Below are 19,586 nucleotides of genomic sequence, written 5' to 3'. Positions count from 1 at the left end.
CGAACCGATGAACCTGTCGCGCCCTTTCATCAAGCGTCCCGTCGCCACGACGCTGCTCGCGATCGGCATTGCGCTGTCGGGCCTGTTCGCGTTCGCAAGACTGCCCGTCGCGCCGTTGCCGCAAGTCGATTTCCCGACCATCTCGATTCAGGCGAGCCTGCCGGGCGCGAGCCCCGAGACGGTCGCAACGAGCGTGGCGAGTCCGCTCGAACGGCATCTCGGGTCGATTGCCGACGTCACCGAAATGACGTCGACGAGTTCCGTCGGCTCGGCGCGCATCACGATGCAGTTCGGCCTGAACCGCAACATCGACGGCGCCGCGCGCGACGTGCAGGCCGCCATCAACGCGGCGCGCGCCGACCTGCCCACGAGTCTCAGGCAGAACCCGACCTACCACAAGGTCAATCCCGCCGACGCGCCCATCCTGATTCTCGCGCTCACGTCGAAGACGATGACGGCGGGCCAGCTGTACGACTCGGCCGCGACGGTGCTGCAACAGTCGCTGTCGCAAGTGGACGGCGTCGGCGAAGTGGACGTGAGCGGCTCGGCGAACCCGGCCGTGCGCGTCGAGCTGGAGCCGCAAGCGCTCTTTCACTACGGCATCGGTCTCGAAGACGTGCGCGCGGCGCTCGCTTCGGCGAATGCGAACAGCCCGAAGGGCTCGATCGAATTCGGCCCGAACCGCGTGCAGCTCTACACGAACGACCAGGCGAAGCAGGCTTCGCAGTACAAGGACCTCGTGATCGCGTATCGCGACGGCGCGGCCGTGCATCTGTCCGATGTCGCCGAAGTCGTCGATTCCGTCGAGGACCTGCGCAACCTCGGCCTGATGAACAACGAGCGCTCGGTGCTCGTCATTCTGTACCGGCAACCCGGCGCGAACATCATTGAAACGATCGACCGCGTGAAGGCGATGATTCCGCAGTTGCAGGCTTCGCTGCCCGCCGCCGCGCAGATCACGCCGACGGCCGACCGCTCGACGACGATCCGCGCGTCGTTGAAGGACACCGAGCACACGCTGATGGTCGCCGTCGCGCTCGTCGTGATGGTCGTGTTCCTGTTCCTGCGCAACTGGCGCGCGACGCTGATTCCGAGCGTGGCCGTGCCGATTTCGATCATCGGCACGTTCGCGGCGATGTATCTGCTCGGGTTTTCAATCGACAATCTGTCGCTGATGGCGCTGACCATCGCGACGGGCTTCGTCGTCGACGACGCGATCGTCGTGCTGGAAAACATCACGCGCCATATCGAGAGCGGCATGCCGCGCATGAAGGCGGCGTTCGTCGGCGCGCGCGAGGTCGGCTTCACGGTGATGTCGATCAGCATTTCGCTCGTCGCCGTGTTCCTGCCGATCCTGCTGATGGGCGGCATCGTCGGGCGGCTGTTCCGCGAGTTCGCGATCACGCTGTCGCTCGCGATCGGCGTGTCGCTGATCGTATCGCTGACGCTCACGCCGATGATGTGCTCGCGCCTGCTCTCCGAGCCACATGAGAAGCGCGAAGAAGGCCGTTTCGCGCGCTGGCTCGAACGCGGCTTCGACAGGATGCAGCACGGCTACGCACGCACGCTCGGCTGGTCGCTGCGTCATCCGCTGCTGATCCTGATGGTGCTGTTCGTCACGATCGCGCTGAACATCGCGCTCTACATCATCGTGCCGAAGGGCTTTTTCCCGCAGCAGGACACGGGGCGTCTGGTCGGCGGCATCCAGGCCGATCAGGCGACATCGTTCCAGGCGATGAAGGTGAAGTTCTCCGAGATGATGCGCATCGTGCAGGCGAACCCCGCCGTCGACAGCGTGGTCGGCTTCACGGGCGGACGGCAGACCAACTCGGGCTTCATGTTCGTGTCGCTCAAGCCGAAAACGGAGCGCAAGATTTCCGCCGATCAGGTGATCCAGCAGTTGCGCGGGCCGCTGTCGGGCGTCGCGGGCGCGCGGACGTTCCTGCAGGCGGTGCAGGACATACGCGTCGGCGGCCGGCAGTCGAATGCGCAGTATCAATTCACGCTGCTCTCCGATACGACGGCCGACCTGTACAAATGGGCGCCGCGCCTGACGGAAGCGCTGCAAAAGCGTCCCGAGCTCACCGACGTCAACTCGGACCAGCAGCAGGCCGGTCTTGAATCGATGGTGACGATCGACCGCCAGACGGCGGCGCGCCTCAACATCAAGCCCGCGCAGATCGACAACACGCTGTACGACGCATTCGGCCAGCGCCAGGTCTCGACGATCTACAACCCGCTGAATCAGTATCACGTCGTGATGGAAGTCGCGCCGAAGTATTGGCAGAGCCCCGACATGCTGAACCAGGTGTGGGTCAGCACGTCGGGCGGCAGCGCGAGCGGCTCGCAGTCCACCAATGCGACGGCGGGCACGGTCACGTCGGCCACGACGGCGACGACGCGTTCGTCGGCGGGCGGCACGGCGGGCACGGCCGCGTCGAGCGCGGCCGCCATCGCCGCCGACTCCGCGCGCAATCTGGCGAACAACTCGATTGCGGCGAGCGGCAAGTCGAGCGCGTCGACGGGCGCGGCCGTGTCGACCTCGAAGGAAACGATGATTCCGCTTTCCGCGATCGCCCGCTTCGGCCCGGGCAATACGCCGCTCGCGGTGAACCATCAGAGCCAGTTCGTCTCGTCGACGATCTCGTTCAACCTGCCGCCCGGCAAGTCGCTCTCGCAGGCCACGCAGATCATCTACCAGACGATGGCCGAGATCGGCATGCCGGCGACGATCCACGGCAGTTTCCAGGGCACCGCGCAGGCGTTCCAGCAATCGATGTCCGACCAGCCGATCCTGATCCTCGCTGCGCTCGCGGCCGTCTACATCGTGCTCGGCATCCTGTACGAGAGCTACATCCACCCGCTGACCATTCTGTCGACGCTGCCGTCGGCGGGAGTCGGCGCGCTGCTCGCACTGCTGCTCTTCAACACGGAGTTCAGCATCATCGCGCTGATCGCGGTGATCCTGCTGATCGGCATCGTGAAGAAGAACGCGATCATGATGGTGGACTTCGCAATCGACGCGTCGCGGCAAGGGCTGTCGTCGCGCGACGCGATCGAGCAGGCCTGCCTGTTGCGCTTCCGTCCGATCATGATGACGACGTGCGCGGCCCTGCTCGGCGCGCTGCCGCTCGCGTTCGGGCGCGGCGAAGGCGCGGAGCTGCGCGCGCCGCTGGGTCTTGCGATCGTCGGCGGGCTGATCGTGAGCCAGATGCTCACGCTCTATACGACACCCGTCGTCTATCTGTATATGGACCGCCTGCGCGTGCGCTGGGAGGCGCGGAAGAACAAGGGGACGCAGGCGGCTGCGTCGGGCAGCTGAGCCCGTTCGGCTCGCTGTGCGCGGCGGCTTGTGTTTCGGCTTGCATTGCGGGGTCGCTGGCCTCCGCCAGGCATCATGCGGAGGCCAGCGTTCAGTGAACCGGTCGGCTAATCGTTCGAGCTAACCACAAGCCCCCGCCCCTCAAAGCTTCTGCGCCATCGCCAGCAGGAAAATGCGCGTCCATTGACGCGCCTCGCGCTCCGACGTCATCGGCAAGCGCCATTCGGGATGCACCGCATCCTTCACATCGAGCTTGACCTGCCAGCGCTCGCCATCGCGCACCGGCTGCGCGTGTCGAAGGTCCGCGAAAATGTACGAGCCGCGCGTGCCGCTCACCTGCACGTCGCAAAGCCGCTTGCCCGCCGCGAGCCGCACGTCGCCCCATTCGCCTTTGAGTTCGTGCGTCCAGTCGCCATCGCGGATATTGGCCGCGACTTCCTTGCGCCGACGCCACCACCATGCGAGCGCCGCGAGCAGCAGCGCGACGACGAGCGCCGCGACGCCGACCGCCACGCCCAGCCCGAATCGCGCCGACAGCGCATGAAACGCCTGCACGGCGCCATAGATCAGCGCGGCCAGTACGAGCAGTCCGACGACAATGGGCATTGCGTATCGACGATCAGTAGCGGAGTGGCGCGGACTGCGCGCAACGAAGCATCGTCAAGGCTGCTTGTGGGTCGCGGCCCACGCCTTGAGCGCCTGCATCGTGTTTTCGACGTGCTTGTCGGGCGACAGGCTCGTGTACTCGTAGATAACCTTGCCATCGGGCGCGATCACATACGACACGCGGTTCGCCATCGACGCGTGCATCGGCAGGCCTGCGTCATACGCGTCGATGACCTTCGAATCGGGATCGGCCGCAACGGGGAATTTGCTGCGGCATTCGCTGACCGAGAACTTCGTCAGCGTGTCGATGTTGTCGTGCGACACGCCGATCACGGTCGCGCCATACTTCTTGTACTCGTCGACGGCTTCCGCGAACTCGTGCGCCTCGATCGTGCAGCCCTTCGTGAAGGCGGCGGGATAGAAGTACAGGACGACGGGCCCTTTCTTGAGCGCATCGGCGAGTTGGTACTTGTAGGTCTTGCCTCCCAGCGACGCCTGCGTCGTGAAGTCCGGCGCGTCGTCGCCGGGCTTGAGCGTGGCGGAAGCCGTCAGCGCATACAGCGACAAACTCGCGCACAGCGTAGCCGCCAGCGCGAACGGCACAATCTTCTGCTTCATGTCGAGTCCTCGAATCGTGAACGCACGATGCCCGTGCAATGCCGCGCGATGCCCGCGCGCATCACCATGCGAGCCGTCGCAAACGTAACCTGCCCTTCGGTATTGGACCACGTTTGGCGAATGCGCGTCGGCGCGCGGCATGAACGCTGTCGATCCGTCCACGAACCGTGCAGTCCGCTGACCACGCGCACGATCGGCGCCATCACCCGCCAATGCATGAAACGAACGGGATGCAGACTTTAATCCACGAGATGCGCGCCAAACCACGCTGCCGCCGACAGGTTCAACTCGGCGAGCACGACGGGCGTCAGCGCCGCGAATTCCGCGAGCGATTGCGCGCTCGCGATCGCTGCGATCGCGGCCGCATCCTGCGCTTCGCCCGCCGCTTCCGCGATCCGCAGCAGCGCGCCCATCGGCCCCGCGCGTGCGACGATCGCATCGCGAATGATAGGCGACAGGTCCAGCGGATCGAGCGTCTCGCCGGGCGTCGAATCGACGAGCACGTGCACCAGCGAGAACACGCCCGTCAGAAACGCCGCATCGGCGAAGCTTTCGTCGTTCGGGCGTATCCAGCGCGCGGCCAGCTCCATGAAGCGCGCGCGCGTGCCGGCCAGTTGCACGAGGGGATCGGAGCGCCACGGCAGGTCGCCGCCGCCCGCGTACAGCAACAGTTGCGCCCAGCGCGCGATCTGCCGCGTGCCCGTTGCGATGATCGCTTCGCGCAGCGACGAGATATTGCGTCCAAGCCCGAACGCACTTGAATTGACGAGGCGCAGCAGTTGCATCACGACATTCGGATTTCGCTTCAATTCGTCTTCGAGCTCGACGATCCCCGCGTCGCCCGCGAGCAGCGCAAGCAGCCGCATCAGCGATGCACGCGATGAACGGTTATGGCGCGTCGACAGCACTTGCGGCCGCGCAAAGAAATAACCCTGGAACAGATGAAAGCCCAACTCGCGTGCAAGCGCGAAGTCCTTGCGCGTTTCGACCTTTTCGGCGATCAGCGTCTTGCCGTGCATGCGCAGCGTCCGCGTGAGCGTGCGCAACTGCGAGCGGTCCGTCTGCAGGAAGTCGATCTTGACGATGTCCGCGTGCGGCAACACGGTGAGCAGATTCGGCGACAGCTCGCACACGTCGTCGAGCGCGATGCGAAAGCCCGCGCGCCGCAACTCGGCGATGCGCGCAATGAGCCGTGCATCGAACGTGACCGTTTCAAGGATTTCGAGCACGAAGCGCTCGGGCTGCATCAGATGCACGATGTCGTCGAACAGGAGCTTGCTGCTGATATTCACGTAGCCCCGATGCGTGCCGAGCACCGACCGCACGCCGATGCCGCCTATCGTGCGCACGACGACCTGTGCGGTCGCTTGCGCATCGTCGGAGACTTCCGCGTAGTTGCGCGCGCTGCCGCGAAAGAGCAGTTCGTATGCATGCAACGCGCCGTTGCGGTCGAGGATCGGCTGACGTCCGACGTAGACGAACTGAGAGGAAGACTGTGAAGCGGACTGAGAGGCGGACTGCGACGACAACAGCGCGTCGTGCTCGCCATGGGCTTGCGCAAACGTTTGGGGCCGCGCGGCTTGATCGTTGTCTTGGGAAGGATCGGACAATTTTCTCGGCGGTTTGAATTCCATAGTCCGTTGAACGGGATGGCGTGCGCCCTTCGGGCAACGCGCGTGCTTCGCCAACGCGGCACATCAGACGCCGCATCAGACGCGTTAACGGTGCGCGGTCGCCGCGACTTTAGCGGAATTCACAGGCGGATGCATGGGTCGGCTGCCTCTACCACACGTTACGGCGCTTTTTATGTGCGAACGCTAAAGATTCCGCCGCGAGGGTCGTTATCCCGTTCTGATGGATGGCCTTACGCCCCGCACGGACCCGTCGTCCCGTGGGCATTGCGCGCCGTCCCGCCTCACGACGAACCCGGGTAGTCACCGACATACATGGAAGCGACCAGGATCACCCCAGCCCGCCGGGGCTTGCTGCGCACGGCTATCGACCGATTCCGCGCGGTCCGTCAGCCCGCGCGCGCGACGGTCGCGCAAGATCTCGCGGCTGGGCTCGAGCAGGCCGCGGGCGCAGTCGACTTCCTCGCGCACGTGGCGCGCAACCTCACGTTCCTGTATGTGTCGGAAGCGAGCCTGCGCTTCATCGGCTACCACCGCGAATATCTGCAAACCGTCACGCTGCACGAGCTCGTCGCGCCCGCCGACGTCGCGTCGCTCGACGCCGCATTGCGCCGCGCCGACGAAACGGGCGCCATCGAAAAGGTCACGCTCGATCTGATCAAGTCGCTGACCTACCCCGTGCCCGTCGAACTGCGCATCGTGCGCAACTGCCACGACGGCATCGAAGGCTACGCGATCGCGGGCTTCGACGTATCGAGCTGGCGCACGGCGGAGGCGAACCTCAAGCATCGATTGCATCACGATCATCTGACGGGCCTCGCGACGTTGCCCGCGCTGATCGAGGACATGCGCAACGCACAGCGAAAGGCCGATGCGACGGGCAAGGCGGCCGCACTGCTGCTGCTCGATCTCGACGACTATCAGCGCGTGAACCGCGCGCTCGGCTACGACGCGGGCGACGAGATGCTGCGCGACACCGCGCGCCGCCTGACCAACATGGCGACACAAGGCGAAGTGATCGCGCGCATCTCCAGCGACGAGTTTGCTATCCTGCTGCCGCCCGTTCATGCGCGCGCCGATGCCGCGATCGCCGCCGAAGCGCTGGCGCGGCGTCTGCTGACGGCGATCCAACAGCCGTACACGTTCAATCGTCAGCCCGTGCATCTGTCGGCGAGCGTCGGCATCGCGCTGTATCCCGACGCGCAGCACATGTCTGATATGCAGCACATGTCCGACACGCAGCACATGGCTGAGACGCAGCGCACGCCCGATTCGCCCGACGCCTCGCCGCGCGACAGCCAGCTATTGCGCTGGGCCGATCACGCGCTGTTGCGCGCGAAGGCGGCGGGCGGCAACACGCTCGCCTTCTACGTGCCCGACGACAGCCCCGCCGACGCCGAGCGCCTCAAGCTCGAATCGGACCTGTACGACGGCGTGCGCAACGGCGAGTTCTCGCTGCACTTCCAGCCGATCACGAGCAGCCAGACGCGCGGCGTAGTCGGCGTGGAAGCGCTGATCCGCTGGCAGCATCCCGTGCACGGACTCGTGCCGCCGTCGATGTTCATTCCGCTAGCCGAATCGGTCGGCCTCATCAACTACCTCGGCAACTGGGTGCTGAAGGCCGCGTGCATGCAGCTGATCCGCTGGGACGCGCAAGGCATCCGGCTGCAATACGTCGCCGTCAACGTGTCGCCGCAACAGTTCCGCGATCCGCGCTTCAAGGAGAGCGTGCGCGAAGCGATCGCGCTGACGGGCATCGATCCGAGCCGGCTCGTGTTCGAGATCACGGAAAGCCTGCTGATGCACGACCCGCAGCACGCGACGACGTTGCTCGAAGAACTGACGGGACTCGGCATCCGCTTCGCCGTCGACGACTTCGGCACCGGCTATTCGAGCCTTGCGTATCTGCAACGCTTTCCACTGGCCAAACTGAAAATCGACCGGAGCTTTGTGGAGAACCTGCTAACGTCGCGCAACGATCAGGCCATCGTCAGCGCTGTCGTGGGCCTTGCGCAAACGCTCGATCTCGAGCTCGTCGCCGAAGGTGTCGAGACGGAAGAACAGCGCAATCTGCTCACCGAGATGGGCTGCGATCACATTCAGGGCTGGCTCGTCTGCAAGGCACTGCCGTCGGAAGAGCTCGCACAGCGCTTCGAATCGCGGGCGCTACACGTGCATGGTGAAGCGTGACTGAGACGACGCGTGCTCGCACTGTGCATCGGCCACGCATCGGCGTGCCGCTAACTGGAACTTGTATGGCTTTCGCGGGATTCTCATGCTAAAGGCTGCGCTGCTTGACCGGCTCTGGGCTCGCATGAACGAGCGCGGCGATTTTCCGATGCTGCAGCAGTCGCTCCGCACGACGATGGCCGCGATGAGCAACGACGACCTCGACTTCAGCGCGCTCGTGCAGATCGTGCTCTCCGACTTCGCGCTGACGCAGAAAGTGCTGCGTCTCGCGAACTCGGCGATGTACATGGCGTTCGGCGGCAACATCACGACCGTCTCGCGCGCGCTGATGGTGCTCGGCATGGACGCGGTCGGCCATCTCGTCGTCGGCCTGAAGATCGTCGATCACTTTCATCACAGCGTGCCGCGCCGCATCGACGCGAAGCTCGAACTGAACCGCACGATGCTCTCGGGCTGCGTCGCGCGCAAGATCACCGAACGCGGCGATCTGCGCGAGGGCGAAGAGGCCGTCGTGTGCACGCTGATGCGCCAGGTCGGCAAGCTGCTCGTCGTGTTCTATCTCGATGCCGAGTGGGACCAGATTCGCCGTCAGGTCGATACGGGCATGGGCGAAAACGAAGCCTGCGAAAGCGTGCTCGGCGTGACGTTCCAGGAGATCGGACTCGAAGCGGCGACGCGCTGGCGCCTGCCGGACATGATCCGCGTCGGCATGACCGAGTTCGATCCGCTGCAGCACGACGAACCGCGCCAGGCGCAATGGCTGCGCGCGATCACGAACTATTCGACGGAAGTCGCAAACGTGCTCACGCAGACGCATCTGCCCGAGTCACAACGCGACGTGCGCATCGCCGAACTTGCGCAGCGCTACAGCCGCACGCTCGGCACCGACCCCGAAGTGCTCGTCGACATGAGCCTGACGCTCGCCGAAGAAGAAACGCGCGACGGCGTGATGCGCGAGATCTTCGAATTGCGCGCGAACGCCGATGCGATCGCGCGCGAGTCGCTTGACCCGGAGTCGTGCATTCTCGCGGGCGTCAGCGAGCTACAGGCGCTGCCGGGCGACAGCGGACTTGCGCCCGCGCTCGCGATGGCATCGGAGACCGTGCTCGCGGGACTGCACTTCGAGCGCACTGTCGTGTTCGTGCGTCAGGGCAGCGGCATCTTCAAGGCGACAATGGGCTTCGGCGCGAAGATCGAAGGCGCGTTGCCCAAGCTCAGCTTCGCGACGGCGTTCGAGCCCGACGTGTTTCATCTCGCGATCGCGAACTCGGTTGGCATCTTCATCGAGAACGCACGCGACCCGAAGATGCACGCGCGTTTGCCGGGCTGGTACCGCCACGCATTCGACGACGTGCATTCGTTCGTATTGCTGCCCGTGGTGCTGGAGAACAAATCGACGGTCGCGCTGCTCTACGGCGACTGGGCGCGTCACGACATGCCGCGCCGCATCTCGCAGCGGGAAATGGCCGCGCTCAACGACCTCGCGCGAGAACTAGGACGGTTCTTCGCGCACGCGCCGGTGAGTGAAGTGGAAACGCTGTGATGTAGCACGAAGGCCGCGCTGACCGGCTCAGGCCGAGGTCATCCGCGCACCTTCTGCCATCGACCTGCGCGGCTCATGCGTTCGAGCCGCGCGTCTTCTTCAATCCTCGATCCGCTCGAGCCCCGCCGCTTCCGCGCTGCGATCGGCGATGCCCGCCCACGCAGCCGCGACCAGGCCCATTTGCGCGACGTCGCGCACCTGCAGGCCTTCGAGCCGCGCACAGCCGTTTTCGATGTCGGACCACGCGCCGCGCTCCAGCGCTTCGATCACGGTCAGCAACGTGCCGAGCACGCCATCACGCTGGAGAATCGCGTCGCGGATCGGCTTCGCCAGCGCAAGCACGTTCAGCGTATGTTCGATCGAGCCGCCGAACACCGCATCGACAAACGAGAACACGCCCGTGAGGAACGCCGCATCGGTTTCGTGACGGCCCGCCTCGGGCAGGCGCTCGACGGCCAGTTCCATGAAGCGCGCGCGCGTGGCGGCGAGTTGCAGCAACGGATCGTCTTCGAGCGCGACCTTGCGGCCGTCCGCGTACAACAGCAGTTGCGTCCAGCGCGCGATGCGGTTGGTGCCCGTCGCGTTGATCGCCTCGCGCAGCGTCGTGACCTTGCGCCCCATCGCGAGGCCGCTCGAGTTCGCGAGGCGCATCAGGTGCATCACGAGCACGGGGTTCAGCTTCAGTTCCGCTTCGAGTTGCGCGACCGTCGGCTCGCCGCCGAGCAGTTGCAGCAGGTTCAGCAGCGCATGACGCGGCGCGCTGACCTTGCGCGCGTCCGCGCCCTGCGGATGCGCGAAGTAATAGCCCTGAAAGCGGTCGAAGCCGAGATTGAAGGCCTGCTCGAACGCGGCTTGCGACTCGACGCCGAGCGCGATCAGCAGCTTGCCCGCCGACTTCAGCACGCTCGCGAACTTCGGCAACATCGCCTGCGGGATGCGGTTCATGTCGATCTTCACGGCATCCGCATACGGCAGAAGACGCGCGAAGTTTTCGTCGGCCTGCGCGACGTTGTCGAGCACGAAGCGATAGCGGCGGCCATGCAGCTCGACGATGCGCGCGATCAGCTGATCGTCGGCACCGATTTCGGGCGGCAGCTCGAACATGAAGCGCCCGGCGGGAATCTGGCGGAGCGCGTCGTCGAACAGCAGTTCGCGCGTGATCTGCAGATAGCCCGGATGACCGGCGAGCGCGGCGCGCACATCGGCCTGCAAAACGGCGCGGATGATGGCTTCCGCTGCGCTGCCCTGTGGCTTCGATGATGGCTCGTCTGCCGTCGCCGGCTCTTCGCTCGCTTGCGCGACGGGCGGCTGGTGCACCTTGAGTTCGAACGCGCACAACATGTTGTCGCGATTCAGAACAGGCTGACGGGCAATTGAAACGTTTGCCCACTGGTCCTGCGCGATGCCGTGAACGCCCTCGGCCTGGCGTTCTTCAGCGACTGCGTTGGTAGTCATTCCGGTCCCCTGTCGACCAGACCCGGCGTGTCGATCGGAGTGGGCGCTTTAACGCGTGCTCCCGTCCCGTGACTACCTGGTCCCATGCATGTGGTTGCAGCGAAGCGTGGCGCTTCGTGCTCTCATCGTGTTCAGTGTTGTTCTTGAGGCTTCGAAGCGCCCGCTTCCCGAGCGCGGCGCATCGAGCCCTTTTCCCCGCTCGCCGATTTTAGCGCAGCCACAATGGCCCCGGAGCATGGCTGCTCAAAAAGACCATAAAACAAGGGCAAAAAACAAAACGGCCGCTCGAAGCGGCCGTAGTCGAACAACATCGGCGAGCTTATCCGCAGCCGATGACGCGCGTATTACCTGAGCACGACTTTCACGTCGAAGTATTTCGCGGCGAGGCGATCGAGCGTGCCGTCGGCCTTCAGTTCCTTCAATGCCTGGTTGACGGCGTCCTTCAGCGCGGTGTCGCCCTTGCGGATGCCAAAGCCGACGCCCGAGCCGAGCAGCTTTTCGTCCGAAACGGGCGGGCCCGCGAATTCGAAGCCTGCGCCCTGCGGCTTCTTGAGGAAGCCCTTCGACGCCGCTTCCGCGTCCTGGAACGATGCGTCGAGACGGCCCGCGACGAGATCGGCGTACACCTGGTCCTGCGTCTGATACGGAATCACGTCGACGCCTGCGGGCGCCCACTTGGCCTTCGCGTAGGTTTCCTGGATCGTGCCTTGCAGCACGCCGACGTGCTTGCCCTTCAGCGATGCGGCCGTCGGCTGCAGGCCGCTGCCCTTCTTCGCGATCATCTGGTTGGGGATCACGTAGATGGGATCGGTGAAGTCGATGGCGGCGCGGCGCTGGTCGGTGATCGACATATCCGAGTTGATCGCGTTGAACTTGCGGGCCTGGAGCGCGGGGATCAGGCCGTCGAACGAGTTCTCGACCCACACGCACTTCGTCTTGAGCCGGGCGCAGACGGCGTTGCCGACGTCGATATCGAAGCCTTGCAGCTCACCCGCCGGCGACTTCGATTCGAACGGCGCATACGACGCCTCGACGCCGAACCGGAGTTCCTTGATCTCGGCGGCCGTTGCGTTCACTGCCATCATCGCGCCCGCGAATGCGGCGAGCGCGGCCATCTTTTGCCAACTCATTTTCATCGATGCTTTCCTCAAGAATGCGGGTATGCGGTACGCCCCGCGTTGGGCGTGCGCGTGATCATTGCAATGCTAAAAATACGGTTCAAGCGCGTGTGCGGGGGGTGGTGCGGCGCACAAGACGCCGCACGAGGCGGTGGATTTTACAGGGTCTTCCTTGTTCGCTGCGCGCGGCAGTGTTTTTTGTCTGCGACGCTATTGGTTTTTTTGGCTTTGCCGCTGGCATTCGCGAATGCGGTTCGTGTCTGCGACGGCTTTTGTTTTGGTCTTCATGGCTTGCTGCTGGCATCCGCATTAGCGCCTCGCGGCGCGGGCGTTGCCCCTGCACCTGCTTTTGTTTGCAACGGCTTTTCCTGTGGTGTTTTTGCCTTTGCGCTGGCATCCGCATATGCGCCTCGCGGCGCAGGCGTTGCCCCTGTGCGGGGCGGCACCTACTTTTCTTTGCCGCCGCAAAGAAAAGTAGGCAAAAGAAAGCGGGCTCACACCGCCCGCACTTGACCTCTACCCACGGGCTCTCAACGTCCCCATCCTTCACGCGGCAATGTGGCAGCCCATGTTCGTTGCCAACGCGCCCGCTAAACGCCTGACCCGCTTCATGCACGTGTGGCACGGCTAAGGACATCGAACGTTCCAGCACCGCATGTCGGTAGTGAATGAGGTTGCTGTGTCGTACAGGGCATCTCCCTCACTTAAGCCGCATCGCGTAGCGAAGGCTTCCTGTGTGGTGCGAAGGCCTACACACAGTTTGCCGCTAAGGGGCCGGGGATCTTCGATGTCGCGGGCCGCAACGCAGGTGCGCGAGGCAGGTGAGGCGCTCGAGTAGTGCGCTGGCAACGAATGCACGTCAGTATGCTGCCGCATGAAGGATGGGGACGTTGAGAGCCCGTGGGTAAAGGTCAAGCACTGGCGGTGTGAGCCCGCTTTCTTTGCTTACTTTCTTTGCGGCGGCAAAGAAAGTGAGTGCCGCCCCGCACAGGGGCAACGCCCGCGCCGCGAGGCGCATACGCGGATGCCAGCGATAAGGGCAAAGCAACGAACGCATACGCGGATGCCGGCGGCAAGCCATAAACACCAACAGCGTCGCAGACAGACAAAAAACCTACATCAACACCGAATGCGTCTCATCGGTAGTCTCAACAACCAGCAACCCCGCCCTCAACCCAGGCTTGACGGTCGCATTAGGAAACACGATCCGCTCTTCGTCATGCCGCACGACATACCGGTAATCGCCATCCCGCGCGAGCACCGTGTCGCGCCCAAACGCTGTGAAGTTGGCCACGTCCTTCGCGAACAGCAATTCAAATGCATCGCTCCGCTTCGTGATCTGATCGATCACAGTAAACACACGCGGCAACGCAAGCGAAGCATTCCCCGCCTCACCCGCGATGAGCTGCCGCACGGCATGATCGGCGCCAACAAGCCGCGACAAGTCGTTTTGCCCAAAAGGCCTTACCTTCCCCAGCTCCAACGTGCAGGCATCCGCGCCACACGACTCGGCCGTGAAATGCGAGTACGTGTTGCCCTTCGTCGTATGCAGCAGCACAGCCGCAATACGCGCATCGCGCAGCCACTCGAACATCGAACGCGACAACGGCGCGCCCGTATGCGGCAACAACGCAAACTGCTCGAACACGGACGCGCGAATCGCTGTGTGCATGTCGATGTGCCAGCGCGCGCCGGGCGCATCCGATGCATCGTCGAAAAAGCGCATCGCAATGCGCTCCAACGCGGCAGCACGCGGCGCCTCGTGACTCTCGGGCAACTGCGCGTGACGCCCGCTGAAAAGCCGGTTCAGATCGTCGTCGATATAGCGGCACGACTCGCGCATCGCCTGCACGTTGCCCAGAATGACGAGCAGCCTGCACGCGAGCGCAACGCGTCCGCGCGCAATGTCGCGGACCAGAAACGACAGCAGCTCGATGGGCGCCGTCTCGTCGCCATGAATGCCAGCGGACGCAAGCACGCTATGCACGTCGCCACCCGATGACGCAGCGGGCTCGAACTGGAGCACGCCGTCGTCGATCCACGACCATTGCACGCCGTTCGCGCACACACCGGCGCGCGCATCGTCGGCAGGCTGCGCGCCCGCGAGCGTGAACGCGAGGAAATCGTCGAGCATCGCCGGCACGGGCGTATCAGCGCTGGAAGTCATACAGCGATCCCAAACCCAGAATCTGCGTCAGTTCGTCGAGCGCCGTGCGCGACTCCGTGAGCAACTGCGGATCGGCCAGATCCAGCGGCGCGAGGCGATCGCGATAGTGCTTCTCGATCCACGCATCGAGCCTCGTGAAGAGACTGTCGTCGATCCACACGCCCGGCGCCACCGCGCCACGCTCGGCATCGTTGAGCACCACACGCAGACGCAGGCACGCGGGCCCGCCGCCGTTCTTCATGCTCTCGCGCAGATCGAAAACGAGCACGTCGTCGATGGGCGCCTTGCTCGATGCAAGCTCGTCGAGGTACGCCGCAACGCGCGGATTCTCGCGGCATTCCTGCGGCACGACCAGCACCTGGCGGCCATCGCCGCGCAACAGCAGCTGGCTGTTGAACAGATACGACGTCACGGCATCGGCGACGCTCACCTGCGCGTCCGGCACCTCGATCACATTGAACTCGCCGTTGAGCTTCGACAGCTTCGCGTGCAGTTCGTCGTAAACGGCCCGCTGATCGACGAACGCCAGCTGATGACAGAACAGCGTGCGCGCATTGCCCACTGCGATCACGTCGTTGTGGAACACGCCCGCGTCGATCACGTCGGGCGTCTGTTGCGCGTACACCGTTGCATCGTCGGAAAGGCCATGACGATGCGCGACAGCACGGCTCGCCTCGAACGTCTGACGCGCGGGGTAACGTTTCGGCTCGGGTCCGCGGCGATATTCGCTGCGGCCATAGACGAAGAATTCGACGCCCTTCGCGCCGTACTCCGCGCAAAAGCGCGTGTGGTTCGCCGCGCCTTCGTCGCCGAGTGCGGGCGTGCCGGGCAAGGCTTCGTGTACGACGAAGCGCGACGGGTCCGCGAAAATCGCGCGCAGCGTGCGGCGCGTCGATTCGTGTTCGATCGCGCGATGCAGCTTGCTCGTCAGGTTCGCCGGCGTGAAGTGCACGCGGCCATCGTGCGTATCCGCGGACGGGCTGACGGTCGCCGCGTTCGCGGTCCACATAGCCGATGCGGAGCTTGCCGCCGCGAGCAGTTCAGGCGCATTCTTCGCGACGCGCGCGATCACGCTCGCCTCATCGCCGGAGAAACCCAGCTCGCGCAACAGGCGCATCGACGGACGCTCTTGCGGCGGCAGCACGCCCTGATTGAAACCGAGGTCCGCGAGCTGCCTCATCTTGCGCAGGCCCTGCTTCGCAGCGGCCTTCGGGTTCGCAACGGACTTCTCGTTGGTCTGCGACGCGACGTTGCCGAACGACAGCCCCGCATAGTTGTGGGTCGGTCCGACGAGTCCGTCGAAATTCGCTTCAGTGGCTTGCATCGTCGATCCTTAGAAATGAAGACCCGGCGACACGCTCGCGGGCATTTGCAGTTGCGCGCTTTCGACGGAGGCCATCGGGTACGCGCAGTAATCGGCCGCGTAGTACGCACTCGGCCGGTTATTGCCCGAACGCCCCGTGCCGCCGAACGGCGCCGCCGACGATGCGCCATTGGTCGGCCGGTTCCAGTTCACGATGCCGGCGCGGATCGTACGCTGAAAGTGCGTCCACAGCGCTTCGTCGTCGGCGAGCAGTCCTGCCGACAGACCGAACTCGGTATCGTTGGCGCCCGTGATCGCTTCGTCAAACGAACCATAGCGAACGATCTGCGCGAGCGGGCCGAAGTGCTCTTCGTCGGGCAGGCTCTGCACGTTCGTCACGTCGAGAATCGCCGGCGTCACGAAGCCGAGCTTCGGATCGCGTTGCTCCATTTTCAGCAGCGGTTTCGCGCCGTCGGCGATCAGCCGCGCCTGCGCCTCGACGAGACGCGCCGCCGCGCGCGCCGAAATCACGGCGCCCATGTACGGCTGGGGATCGGCGTTGTATTCGCCGACCGCGATGCGCGACGTCACGTCGACAAGGCGCTCGATAAAGCGCTCGCCGAACGCGTCGTTCGGCACGAAGATTCGACGCGCGCATGTGCAGCGCTGCCCTGCCGACAGAAACGCCGACTGAATCGTGTGATGCACGGCGGCGTCGATATCCGCGACGGGCCCGACGACAAGCGGGTTGTTGCCGCCCATCTCCAGCGCGAGCACGATCTCGGGCCGCCCGCCGAACTGCTTGTGCAGCAGCGTGCCCGTATCCGAGCTGCCCGTGAAGAACAGGCCGTCGATCTGCCGATGATTCGCAAGCGCAATGCCCGTGTCCTTCTCGCCTTGCACGAGGTTCAGCACGCCTGCGGGCAGGCCCGCCTCGCGCCACACTTCGACGGTAATGCGCGCGACGCCCGGCGCGAGTTCCGAAGGCTTGAACACGACGGCATTGCCCGCGATCAGCGCGGGCACGATGTGCCCGTTCGGCAAATGCCCCGGAAAGTTATACGGACCGAACACGGCCACGACGCCATGCGGACGATGACGCAGCACGGCCGTGCCGTCCGCCATCGCGGCGCGCCGTTCGCCCGTGCGCTCGTTGTACGACTGGATCGAGATCTCGACCTTCGCCGCCATCGACGCGGCTTCCGTGCGCGCTTCCCACAGCGGCTTGCCCGTTTCGCGGCCGATCGCCTCGGCGATCGCTTCCTTGCGTTCGTTGATCAGTGCAGCGAAGCGGCGCACGATGGCGATGCGTTCGTCGAGGCTCACGGCCGACCACATCGCGAACGCACAGCGCGCGCTCATCACGGCGCGATCGACATCGTCGGCCGATGCGCTATTGCCTTCCCACACCGTCGCGCCCGTTCCGGGGTTGCGCGATGCGAATGCGTGTCCTGTGCCGGCGATCCATTCGCCGTCGATGAAAAGCTCGCTCATGTCAGTCCTTGTTTCTCTCTCACTTACCTACGCTCATTTGCGTTTCAGCGGCAGCACGCGCACGGGCTCGCCTGCCTTCACGTTCAATGCCGCCGCCTCGTCCGCCGACAGACGGAACACGCCGTCCTCGACGACGCCCGCCGCCACGCCCGTTCGGAAGTCGACCAGCGACGTGTTCGAAACGAGCGAACGCGGGCCGCTTTCCGGCGCGGCGTCTTCCTGTGCTCGAACTGCGGAGATCTCGACGGGCACGACGACGCTCTCGCGCACCGTTCTCAAGTCGGCGACGTGGCATTCGAGCACGGGACCTGCATCGAAGATGTCGACGTGATTCTCGTAACGCAGCCCTTCCGCTTCGAGCATCTTGCGCGCGGGCAGCGTGTCGCTATGCGTGAGGCCGATCGCCTGCTGCGCGTCTTCGGGCAGCAACTCGACATACACGGGGAAGCGCGGCATCAGCTCGGCGAGGAACGACTTGCGGCCATGCGAGCTGAGATAGTCCGCGGCGTTGAAATCGATCTGATAGAAGTGCGAGCCGACCGCGCGCCAGAACGGCGACGTGCCGTCCGCGTCGAAATGGCCCCGCAGCTCCGCGCAGATGCGCTGCGGGAAGCGGTCGCGAAACTGCGCGATGAACATGAAGCGCGAGCGCGACAGCAAGCCGCCCACGCCGTGCGCGCGATAACGCGGGCTCAGGAACAGCGAGCACACTTCCGCGTAACCCGTCAGGTCGTGCGAGATGTTGAGCGCGCGCATGCGCGTCCAGATGCCGAGATCCTGCGACGCATGCACGACCGTGCTCACGCGATAGTTGTAGAACGGCTGCTCGAGTCCCACGGCCGTTTCGATGCCGCAGACGCCGGCAATGTCCTTCGTCTGCGAATCTTCCATCACGAAGAAGTAGCCCTTCTCGTGCGATGCGGCCTTGTCCTCGATCGTGCGGCGCGCGCGAGCGATGCGCGCGGCGAGCGCATCGCGGTCCGGCTTGAAGGTCGTGAGACCGGGCCCCGTCTCCTGAGCGAGCGCGACGAGCGCGTCCACATCGCCCGTCTGCACGACGCGAACGACGATCATTGTGCTTCTCCCGTAGTGTGTTTCTGTTCCTGCTGATGCAACGGCACGCAGCGCACGGCCTCGCCGTCCCGCACGCCGAGCGCATCACGCGCGGCCGCCGGCAGCGGCGCGCCTTCTTCTTTCTGCGCGGGCAGATCGGCGAGCACGCAACGGAATTCGCCCGGCCTGTTGCTCGCGATCAGATACGTCGCGCCCTGTTGCGCCGACGCCTCGCGCACCGCGCGCGTCTCGTTGCGCGCCACGCATGTGCTGCGGTCGACCTGCGCGGTGAGCACCGGACCCGCATCGAAGATATCGACGTAGCGGTCGGTCTCGAAGCCCTCTTCCATGTGGATGTCATACGCGAGCAGCGCCTTTTCGTCGGGCTCGCCGAGCACGCGCTGCGCGGCTTCGGGCAACAGCGGCACATAGATCGGATAGCTCGGCATCACTTCCGCGATGAACGTGCTGCTGCGTCCGCCCGACTGCACTTCGATATCCGCGAAATTGCGGCCGAAGAACTTGCGGCCGACGGCTTCCCAGAACGGCGACACGCCCACGTCGTCCGTCACGCCGAGCAGCAGCGAGAAGACCTCGGACGTGAAGCGCTTGCGGTTCGCGGCGATGTACATCATGCGTGCGCGGGACATCAGATGAGCGGCGGCATCGCCGCGCATCGCCGGATCGATATAGAAGCCGGCGAGACGGCTCTTGCCCGTCAGTTCATGCGACATCGTCAGCGCGTGAATCTTGCGGTTCACGTGCAGTTCGCGCGACGCGTGAATGAGGGCATCGTTGCGGAACACGTAGAACGGTTCCGAGTAGCCGGCTGCCGCAACGATGCTCGCCGTGCCGTGCAGCATGCCCGTCTCGCTGTCCTCCAGCACGAAGAGATAGAACTCCTCGCCCGGAAAATCGACTTCCGCGCGAAACGAGTCTTCCGACAACGCGACGCGCGCCTCCAGCGCGCGCCGGTCGTGCGGCAGCGAGTGCAGCACGGGCTGCGCGTTGCGCGCCATCTGTTGCAAGGCGTCGAGATCGGCCAGGCGGCCAGGGCGGACGAAGAGCATCGTGGTCTCGTGTAAT

15 protein-coding genes are annotated in these 19,586 nt (G+C 64.8%); 4 read left to right on the top strand and 11 right to left on the bottom strand.

The window, feature by feature from the left end:
- Positions 1-7: 7 nt before the first annotated feature.
- Entirely contained in the window at positions 8-3,322 is a 3,315-nt protein-coding gene (locus VSR68_RS18295; protein ID WP_342941181.1) for an efflux RND transporter permease subunit, read from the top strand.
- A gap of 141 nt (positions 3,323-3,463) precedes the next feature.
- On the opposite strand, the gene VSR68_RS18290 is transcribed toward VSR68_RS18295, so the two are convergent.
- From VSR68_RS18290 to VSR68_RS18280, 3 genes are all read right to left on the bottom strand, one after another.
- Positions 3,464-3,928: a hypothetical protein gene (locus VSR68_RS18290; RefSeq protein ID WP_342941180.1), complete on the bottom strand. Its 465-nt coding sequence runs from the start codon at positions 3,926-3,928 to the stop codon at positions 3,464-3,466.
- A gap of 54 nt (positions 3,929-3,982) precedes the next feature.
- Entirely contained in the window at positions 3,983-4,546 is a 564-nt protein-coding gene (locus VSR68_RS18285; protein ID WP_342941179.1) for a redoxin domain-containing protein, read from the bottom strand.
- A 239-nt stretch (positions 4,547-4,785) separates the two neighbouring features.
- Positions 4,786-6,156 (bottom strand): EAL and HDOD domain-containing protein, encoded by a 1,371-nt coding sequence (locus tag VSR68_RS18280; RefSeq protein ID WP_342941178.1) that lies wholly within the window; start codon positions 6,154-6,156, stop codon positions 4,786-4,788.
- A gap of 336 nt (positions 6,157-6,492) precedes the next feature.
- On the opposite strand from VSR68_RS18280, the gene VSR68_RS18275 reads away from it, so the two are divergent.
- Together VSR68_RS18275 and VSR68_RS18270 are read left to right on the top strand one after the other, a co-directional pair.
- Positions 6,493-8,367 (top strand): sensor domain-containing phosphodiesterase, encoded by a 1,875-nt coding sequence (locus VSR68_RS18275; protein WP_342941177.1) that lies wholly within the window; start codon positions 6,493-6,495, stop codon positions 8,365-8,367.
- An 85-nt stretch (positions 8,368-8,452) separates the two neighbouring features.
- Entirely contained in the window at positions 8,453-9,910 is a 1,458-nt protein-coding gene (locus VSR68_RS18270) for an HDOD domain-containing protein (RefSeq protein WP_342941176.1), read from the top strand.
- A 99-nt stretch (positions 9,911-10,009) separates the two neighbouring features.
- Here the strand turns inward: VSR68_RS18270 and VSR68_RS18265 are convergent, their stop codons facing one another.
- From VSR68_RS18265 to VSR68_RS18255, 3 genes are all read right to left on the bottom strand, one after another.
- Positions 10,010-11,365 carry an EAL and HDOD domain-containing protein gene (locus VSR68_RS18265; protein WP_342941175.1) on the bottom strand — a complete coding sequence of 452 codons (1,356 nt, stop codon included), beginning with the start codon at positions 11,363-11,365 and terminating at the stop codon, positions 10,010-10,012.
- A 131-nt stretch (positions 11,366-11,496) separates the two neighbouring features.
- Positions 11,497-11,676, bottom strand: coding sequence for a hypothetical protein (locus VSR68_RS18260; RefSeq protein WP_342941174.1), 180 nt, complete (start codon positions 11,674-11,676; stop codon positions 11,497-11,499).
- Positions 11,677-11,709: 33 nt separating this feature from the next.
- Entirely contained in the window at positions 11,710-12,501 is a 792-nt protein-coding gene (locus VSR68_RS18255) for an ABC transporter substrate-binding protein (protein ID WP_342941173.1), read from the bottom strand.
- Positions 12,502-12,555: 54 nt separating this feature from the next.
- On the opposite strand from VSR68_RS18255, the gene VSR68_RS18250 reads away from it, so the two are divergent.
- Positions 12,556-12,996: a hypothetical protein gene (locus VSR68_RS18250; protein ID WP_342941172.1), complete on the top strand. Its 441-nt coding sequence runs from the start codon at positions 12,556-12,558 to the stop codon at positions 12,994-12,996.
- A gap of 601 nt (positions 12,997-13,597) precedes the next feature.
- Here the strand turns inward: VSR68_RS18250 and astE are convergent.
- Genes astE through aruF form a run of 5 tightly spaced genes read right to left on the bottom strand, consistent with a single transcriptional unit; the run spans position 13,598 to position 19,570 of the window.
- Complete coding sequence (astE, locus tag VSR68_RS18245) at positions 13,598-14,650, bottom strand: succinylglutamate desuccinylase (RefSeq protein ID WP_342941171.1); 1,053 nt, start codon at positions 14,648-14,650, stop codon at positions 13,598-13,600.
- Entirely contained in the window at positions 14,634-15,974 is a 1,341-nt protein-coding gene (gene astB, locus VSR68_RS18240) for an N-succinylarginine dihydrolase (protein WP_342941170.1), read from the bottom strand. Before astB ends, astE begins: the two co-directional genes overlap by 17 nt.
- A gap of 9 nt (positions 15,975-15,983) precedes the next feature.
- Entirely contained in the window at positions 15,984-17,447 is a 1,464-nt protein-coding gene (gene astD, locus VSR68_RS18235) for a succinylglutamate-semialdehyde dehydrogenase (protein ID WP_342941169.1), read from the bottom strand.
- Between the two features lie 33 nt (positions 17,448-17,480).
- Positions 17,481-18,521: an arginine N-succinyltransferase gene (gene astA / locus VSR68_RS18230; RefSeq protein WP_342941168.1), complete on the bottom strand. Its 1,041-nt coding sequence runs from the start codon at positions 18,519-18,521 to the stop codon at positions 17,481-17,483.
- Positions 18,518-19,570: an arginine/ornithine succinyltransferase subunit alpha gene (gene aruF, locus VSR68_RS18225; protein WP_342941167.1), complete on the bottom strand. Its 1,053-nt coding sequence runs from the start codon at positions 19,568-19,570 to the stop codon at positions 18,518-18,520. Before aruF ends, astA begins: the two co-directional genes overlap by 4 nt.
- Positions 19,571-19,586 lie beyond the last annotated feature (16 nt).

The organism is Paraburkholderia phymatum, assembly GCF_038900715.1.
Classification (GTDB): domain Bacteria; phylum Pseudomonadota; class Gammaproteobacteria; order Burkholderiales; family Burkholderiaceae; genus Paraburkholderia; species Paraburkholderia phymatum_A.
Note: the sequence above shows the minus strand (reverse complement) of the source record. Positions and strands in the feature narration are given on the sequence as shown.

Coding starts and splice junctions, on each gene's coding strand:
- VSR68_RS18265 (WP_342941175.1), bottom strand. CDS start 11,365: ATGACTACCAACGCAGTCGCTGAAGAACGCCAGGCCGAGGGCGTTCAC.
- astE (WP_342941171.1), bottom strand. CDS start 14,650: ATGACTTCCAGCGCTGATACGCCCGTGCCGGCGATGCTCGACGATTTC.
- astD (WP_342941169.1), bottom strand. CDS start 17,447: ATGAGCGAGCTTTTCATCGACGGCGAATGGATCGCCGGCACAGGACAC.
- VSR68_RS18260 (WP_342941174.1), bottom strand. CDS start 11,676: ATGTTGTTCGACTACGGCCGCTTCGAGCGGCCGTTTTGTTTTTTGCCC.
- VSR68_RS18285 (WP_342941179.1), bottom strand. CDS start 4,546: ATGAAGCAGAAGATTGTGCCGTTCGCGCTGGCGGCTACGCTGTGCGCG.
- aruF (WP_342941167.1), bottom strand. CDS start 19,570: ATGCTCTTCGTCCGCCCTGGCCGCCTGGCCGATCTCGACGCCTTGCAA.
- VSR68_RS18295 (WP_342941181.1), top strand. CDS start 8: ATGAACCTGTCGCGCCCTTTCATCAAGCGTCCCGTCGCCACGACGCTG.
- VSR68_RS18275 (WP_342941177.1), top strand. CDS start 6,493: ATGGAAGCGACCAGGATCACCCCAGCCCGCCGGGGCTTGCTGCGCACG.
- VSR68_RS18255 (WP_342941173.1), bottom strand. CDS start 12,501: ATGAAAATGAGTTGGCAAAAGATGGCCGCGCTCGCCGCATTCGCGGGC.
- VSR68_RS18290 (WP_342941180.1), bottom strand. CDS start 3,928: ATGCCCATTGTCGTCGGACTGCTCGTACTGGCCGCGCTGATCTATGGC.
- VSR68_RS18270 (WP_342941176.1), top strand. CDS start 8,453: ATGCTAAAGGCTGCGCTGCTTGACCGGCTCTGGGCTCGCATGAACGAG.
- astA (WP_342941168.1), bottom strand. CDS start 18,521: ATGATCGTCGTTCGCGTCGTGCAGACGGGCGATGTGGACGCGCTCGTC.
- astB (WP_342941170.1), bottom strand. CDS start 15,974: ATGCAAGCCACTGAAGCGAATTTCGACGGACTCGTCGGACCGACCCAC.